General features: G+C 32.3%; 6 protein-coding genes and 1 pseudogene. All 7 read right to left on the bottom strand.

Annotated elements, in window-relative coordinates; translation table 11 throughout:
* Positions 1–72 (bottom strand): annotated as a pseudogene (locus tag ACIQZC_RS08170) (30S ribosomal protein S21); the annotation flags it as partial.
* A 75-nt stretch (positions 73–147) separates the two neighbouring features.
* A complete protein-coding gene (locus ACIQZC_RS08165; RefSeq protein ID WP_396138742.1) occupies positions 148–1,317 on the bottom strand; it encodes an acyl-CoA dehydrogenase family protein in 1,170 nt (389 codons plus the stop codon).
* Between the two features lie 28 nt (positions 1,318–1,345).
* Positions 1,346–2,143 carry a ComEA family DNA-binding protein gene (locus ACIQZC_RS08160; protein WP_396138741.1) on the bottom strand — a complete coding sequence of 266 codons (798 nt, stop codon included), beginning with the start codon at positions 2,141–2,143 and terminating at the stop codon, positions 1,346–1,348.
* A gap of 74 nt (positions 2,144–2,217) precedes the next feature.
* On the bottom strand, positions 2,218–2,439 hold the full coding sequence (locus ACIQZC_RS08155; protein ID WP_396138740.1) for a PspC domain-containing protein: 222 nt from the start codon (positions 2,437–2,439) through the stop codon (positions 2,218–2,220).
* Between the two features lie 27 nt (positions 2,440–2,466).
* Positions 2,467–3,735 carry a DUF2851 family protein gene (locus tag ACIQZC_RS08150; protein WP_396138739.1) on the bottom strand — a complete coding sequence of 423 codons (1,269 nt, stop codon included), beginning with the start codon at positions 3,733–3,735 and terminating at the stop codon, positions 2,467–2,469.
* Positions 3,736–3,842: 107 nt separating this feature from the next.
* Positions 3,843–5,204, bottom strand: coding sequence for a pyridoxal-phosphate dependent enzyme (locus ACIQZC_RS08145; RefSeq protein WP_396138738.1), 1,362 nt, complete (start codon positions 5,202–5,204; stop codon positions 3,843–3,845).
* A gap of 190 nt (positions 5,205–5,394) precedes the next feature.
* Positions 5,395–6,442: putative porin (locus ACIQZC_RS08140; protein ID WP_396138737.1), on the bottom strand; the 1,048-nt coding region annotated here is incomplete at its 5' end.

Raw genomic sequence — 6,442 nt, 5'->3', positions numbered from 1 at the left:
ATCAAATTTTCTTTTATAGCGCTTTAATGCTCTATCGATATTTTCTCCGTCTTTAATTGGTATAATTAACATAATATGGACACCTCCTCTCGTTAAGGGTGCAAATGTAGAAAATAATTATGAATTAGAAATTAAAATTAGAAAAAATTATTTCACTGCTGGTTTATAATGTTGTTTGTCGATGATCATTTTGGACAAAATTTCTCTCAAAATTTCAGATGTTCCTCCGCCAATTGGCCCTAATCGACTATCTCTAAATAAACGAGCGAGTGGGTACTCTTCCATATAACCGTAACCACCAAGCATTTGCAAACAGCTATAAATGGCGTCATCTGCCACTTTTGTTGATTTTAATTTAGCCATGGTTGCCTCCTTTACAACGTATTCTCCTTTATCTAATCGGGCTATTGCAGCATAATTAAATATTTTACAGTGCTCAACTTCTGTTGCGTGCTCCACCATTGTATGACGTAGCGCTTGAAATTTATTAATAGTTGTGCCAAATGCCTCGCGTTGCGACATATATTCTATAGTGTAATCGATAGCATATTCCGCTCTTGCATGGGCATTAATAGCCATAATTAATCGTTCAAAAGCAAAATGTTGCATGATGTAAGGAAATCCATTATCAGCTTCTCCCATTAAATTCTCGGCAGGTATTTCTACGTTGTCAAAAGCTATTTCAGCAGTATCAGAAGCCCTCCATCCTAATTTGTCTAATTTTGTTGCAGAAATCCCTTTTAAGTTTGTATCTACTAAAAAAATACTAATTCCTTTATTACCTAGTTCTGGTTTTGTTTTAGCAGCAACTACATAATAATCAGCGTAAACACCATTTGTAATGAACGTTTTAGATCCATTAATAATATATTTATCTCCCGATTTTGTTGCAGTTGTTCGCATACCGGCTACATCACTACCCCCAAAAGGTTCCGTAACACACAAAGCGCCTATTTTATCTCCTGTAATACTAGGTACTAAATAATCTTGTTTTATTCGTTCATCTCCTTCTGCATTTAAATGAGTCATGGCTAAGTAAGCATGCGCCCAAATTGCAGCAGCAAATCCAGAAGATTTAATTTTTTGAAGTTCTTCTAAAAAAATAACGGTGTAAAACAAATCCAATTGCATTCCTCCATACACCTCTGGATAATTAATTCCAAAGAAACCCATCTCTCCAAATTTTTTCCAGATAAAGCGTTCAATAGTACCCGTTTTCTCCCATTTTTCAATATGAGGAACTACTTCTTTATGTAAGAAATCACGGAAACTGGCTCTAAATAACTGATGTTCTTCGGTGAAATATATTGAATGCATAGGTAAAATAATACGTTAATTTTTATTTTTAGAATTCCAAATATAAGGCTATTATTTTTATTTTTTCGTTAGGCATTCCTTTAATTTTTGTTAAATCTGAAATTTCCTTTATTCCATTATTCATGGAGCGGTAAATTACAATTTCTTTAGCTAAAGCGTAATTAAAATAGGGAAATTTTGCCAATTCTTTGATCGATAATTCATTAATGGCAACTTTAAGAATAGAAGAAGTATTTTTTACAAAAAACCGTTTTTGCAAATCTTCAATTGCTTCAGGACTAATTCCCCAAATGAATTGAAATTGCTCCATGCTAACAAATCCTCCAAACTTATCTTTTTCAATTAGAATTTTATCGGCCAACTTTTCTCCTATCCCATACACAGCAATTAAATCTTCTTTAGTGGCGGCATTAATGTCTTTTTGAATAATTGCAACTTTTTCTTTTGAAGGATATGTTTGAAACTTCTTGTATGAAGTTGCTGATTTATTGGTTACCCAATCTGGAAATTTAAAATAGGGCGAAATTTTCTGTAATAAATCTGAGGACACTTTTGTAACTTTTTGAAACTCTACTGCAGAATTAACATATTTATTTTGAGCTCTAAATTGATGCAATCGATCAATTTCTTGAACTGACATACCTAATTTATATCCTTTATAATCGGTTATAAAATTTGGATTAAAAGGATAAATTGTATCTTTTTTAAAAGACCTATTTTGTTTTAAACTATCAATTTCATTTTGAGCAAGAAGCCAAGAAGTATCTTCTGATGTTGCAGGTATTTGATTTGAAATAAAATAATAAAACAATTGAACTAAAACCATTAGTATTAACAATAGGACAATTCCACTTCGATGAGATTTAGAAAAGATAAAAAAAGACTTAAGTTTGTGCATAGTTATAAATCAAAAACAGAACTTCGTTTTGCTCTTATCATGTCCTTAAGTTTTAAAAGAAAAGCCAGTGTTAAATAAAAACCAAATCCTAATCCAACAGTAATGAATGATATGTAAATGAAAAACAAACGAACATTTGTAGCTCTCATTCCTAGTTTATCAGCAAGTCTAGAAGCTACAAAAAAACCATGTTTCTCAAAAAAATGTAAAATGTTTTGAATCATTCCTTCTTATTTTAACCAAAATTACAATTAATTTTTCATTAATTGAAGTCCTACGGCACATTGCAAGCATTTTTTAGCATCGCAATATTCTTTTTTTAATTGCAATAAAGCTTGCGATTCAAAAGCAGATTTTGAAACCAGACTAATATCTTTAAACTTATCAATTATTGCATTTTTTTCGGAAGGAATAGCTTCAACAATTGACAAAAGCGCTTCTTCATTTGCTTGATTCCTGCTCTTTCCGTAGGTAAATTTAAGCGGTATTATGGTGTTTAGCAACAATAAGTCTATAAAAGAAGTAGTGATTTTTTTTCGCTTTTTCGGACTGACTTTATCAAAATTATAATGAGTTTCCCAATAATCGCTAACAACCACATTAAATAAGTCGTAAATTTCTGAAGTGTGATTTGTTTGCATCAGTTTTGAAAATAAATTATGCTCTTTATAATACAAAGCGGCTAATTGCACTAATCGAATCGTTGGGAAATTATCTGGGCGATGTTTAAAAAATGAAACTTCGGTAAAAACGCTTTTTTCTAAACCATACTTATGAACTAAGTAATCATATTCTTTAGTTAAATTATTAGCATATTGATCTTGAAAATCATCAGAAAGCATGTTAGCTTGTCCAAAAAACAACGCTTCTAATTTTTCAAGTGCAAAAGCTTCTTTTCGAATTACTGAAAAAGGAATTCCTTTTGCCATATCTAAAAAGGCCAATCCATTTGTATTCAATCCAAAATTTTTTGCTAGCATACAAAACAAAACCGCTTCCCAGTCGTTGTTTGAACTAGCTAATAATTGCTCTATTTCGGTAGATTTACGTTCTAATCGTTCAAAATAAAGTCGGGTTAACCAATGATCAAAAACAAAAGCAGGTGTTGTAGCTATTTGATTTTCACAATAAATCCATGATTTTTGAGTAATCAGTGATTGATATTTATGCACGGTTGCTACCGAAACGTATTTTTTTAATTCAACTGTGGGAATTTCAGTATTATTTTCTCTAAAAACAGGCGTATCATGTTCCCAAACCACATGTAAAATAACCGAATCATACGCTTTATCTTTTTCGTGATGGTGCAAATACCAATCTGAAGATTTGAGATGAATTTCGATATTTCCGGCCCATTTTTGATTGCCGATAATGAGTTGAGCGTTAAAAAAGTCGGGGCCCGATAATTGTAAATATTGTCCTGAGTTGAGAATCTGAATCGATTCGCCAGTAGTGGTTTGTAGTTCTGTAACAGCAAATTTCTTATGCTGCCAAACGTGGTGCAAAAAATCTTCTTTCATTCTGAATGGCGTATATAATTGAAAAACAAATTTAAAAAAATCTATTGAACAATACTACTCCTATGAAAAAAACTTTTTGCACCTGTAAAAGGGCTTAAAACTTTATACTATTTTATAGAACCTATGATATCATATTTTGTAATAATATGATGTTTCCCATTTCCTAAGTCTACAATGACTGCTTGATTATCTTTTGTGATTAGTTTTGAAACCTCTTCTACTGGAGTGCCTGCTTTTACAATTGGGAATGGTTTACCCATTACTTCTTTTACAGGTCGCTCAGCTGTATTTTTATCGGTAATAAAACTCTGAAATAAATCGGACTCATCAACAGAACCTACAAATCCGTTCACGTCAATTACTGGAATTTGAGAGATTTTATATTTTCGCATGCGTTCGATGGCATGTGAAACTAATTCTTCCGTTCTAACTACAACAAGAGGTTTATCTATATGCTCTTTGATTAAATCTTCCGCTTTTGTAATTTCTTCTTCTAAGAAACCGCGCTCACGCATCCAATCATCGTTAAATATTTTCCCTACATAACGACTTCCTGAATCGTGAAATAAAACAACAACTACATCTTCTGGTTTAAAATGATCTTTTAATTGTAACAATCCTTTTACAGCTGCTCCAGCTGAATTTCCAACAAATATTCCTTCTTCTAAGGCTATTTTTCGGGTATAAACTGCCGCATCTTTATCGGTTACCTTTGTAAAACCGTCAATTAAAGAGAAGTCCACATTCAGTGGTAAAATATCTTCCCCAATTCCTTCGGTGATGTAAGAATAGATTTCGTTCTCGTCAAAAATACCGGTCTCGTGATATTTTTTAAATACAGATCCATACGTATCTATTCCCCAAATTTTGATGTTTGGATTTTTTTCTTTTAAATATTTTGCTACCCCAGAAATCGTTCCACCTGTTCCAACTCCGACAACAAAGTGCGTAACTTTACCTTCAGTTTGTTTCCAAATTTCAGGACCAGTTTGTTCATAATGCGCAATTGCATTACTGGGATTGTCATATTGATTAACATACCAAGAATTTGGAATTTCTGTGCCTAATCGTTTTGAAACTGAATAATACGAACGTGGATCAGTAGGTTCAACATCGGTAGGACAAACAATTACCTTTGCTCCTACTGCGCGCAGAATGTCCATTTTTTCTTTTGACTGTTTGTCTGTGATTACAAAAATACATTTGTAGCCTTTGACAATTGCTGCTAAGGCTAAACCCATACCGGTATTACCTGAAGTTCCTTCAATGATGGTTCCTCCTGGTTGTAAACGACCATCTGCTTCGGCGTCTTCAATCATTTTAACTGCCATACGGTCTTTTACAGAATTTCCTGGGTTAAAAGTTTCAACTTTTGCCAATACTAATGCATTTACTTCTGCTGTAACTTTGTTTAGTTGTACCAAAGGTGTATTACCAATGGTTTCTAATATATTTTTAGCGTAATTCATTTTACTTGATTTTCAGATATTCTGATATTTAAATATTTTTTGCAAAGATAGGATGAAAAATACGAATACAAAAATGCCAGTCAAATCCTGTTTAACCCTGATGGAAACGGCAGCTTTTTTGTTTTAATAAACAAAAAACTAAAGTGGACAGCAGGAACATGGATGCCAAAAGAGCCAAAGCCATTCGTTTCTATTTAAAGAAATTCCACACTAAACCGAAACGAATCATGAAATCGCGATAGGGATAATTTGGTGCCGAATAAAAATTGAAACCGGTCAGTGCCGAATTAAAATGTTCTGCTTTTAAGAATAATCGTGTTTGACGAATGCGGGCATTTACAAAAAAATCGAGCATAGGGAAATCGCCTATTTTAGTTTCGTTTTGCACGTAAAACTCACCTAACAATGGATTATAGTCGTTGGCATAATATTTTGTAAAATAATTAAGCGTAACACCTGTTTGCAATAACATGGCCTTTTTGAAAACATTTCCGGTATAATACAACGTATTTCGTGTTGTCAATTGGGGAACATTAACAATTGCGCTAGTTTGATCCACATTTTGATACAAAAGAGTATTGTCTAAAGCTAATTTCCAAAATTTTATTTCTTTACTGGCTTTTACCGAAAGATAATTGATAGTTTTATCATATTGAACCGGCGAAACAAGTAATGAAGTTATGTCATTAGTAGTGTTGTCGAAATACAAATAATCGTTAAGTACTTTATATTGCGCAGTTAGATTGATCCATTTTGAAAGAGCGGTTACTGTAAACTGATTTACTTTTTCGGATTTAAAATTATTGTACCAATTATAATGAGTATAATCACTTTGATACAGCATATAATTTAAATTAGGCAAACTATTTTGCTTTAGATAATTGAATTCAAATTGTAATGCATCATTAAATTTATAGGATGCATTAGCTTCAATAGTAGAAATAGATTGATTAGAAATAGCTTGAGAAACAAGTAATTTAGCAGTAATGTTTTTTGCGAAATAAGTGTAATTTCCGCCTATTGTGTTAATTCTATCGGATATTGAATTAGGAACAGTAAGGTTACCCGAACTGTCATAAACTACGCTATCATAATAATAATTGTAGTTATGATCTTCAATAAAAAAAGCTACATCACCGTATGATTTCGTTTTGTAGGCCACCCCTAGCTTATTATACAAATGATTGTATCTTGTTTTAGTGCTAATACTATTTGAAAAAGCAGTTCCAAATCTTGTA

The organism is Flavobacterium sp. (assembly GCF_044338735.1).
In the GTDB taxonomy this organism is placed as follows: Bacteria; Bacteroidota; Bacteroidia; order Flavobacteriales; family Flavobacteriaceae; genus Flavobacterium.
Note: the sequence above shows the minus strand (reverse complement) of the source record. Positions and strands in the feature narration are given on the sequence as shown.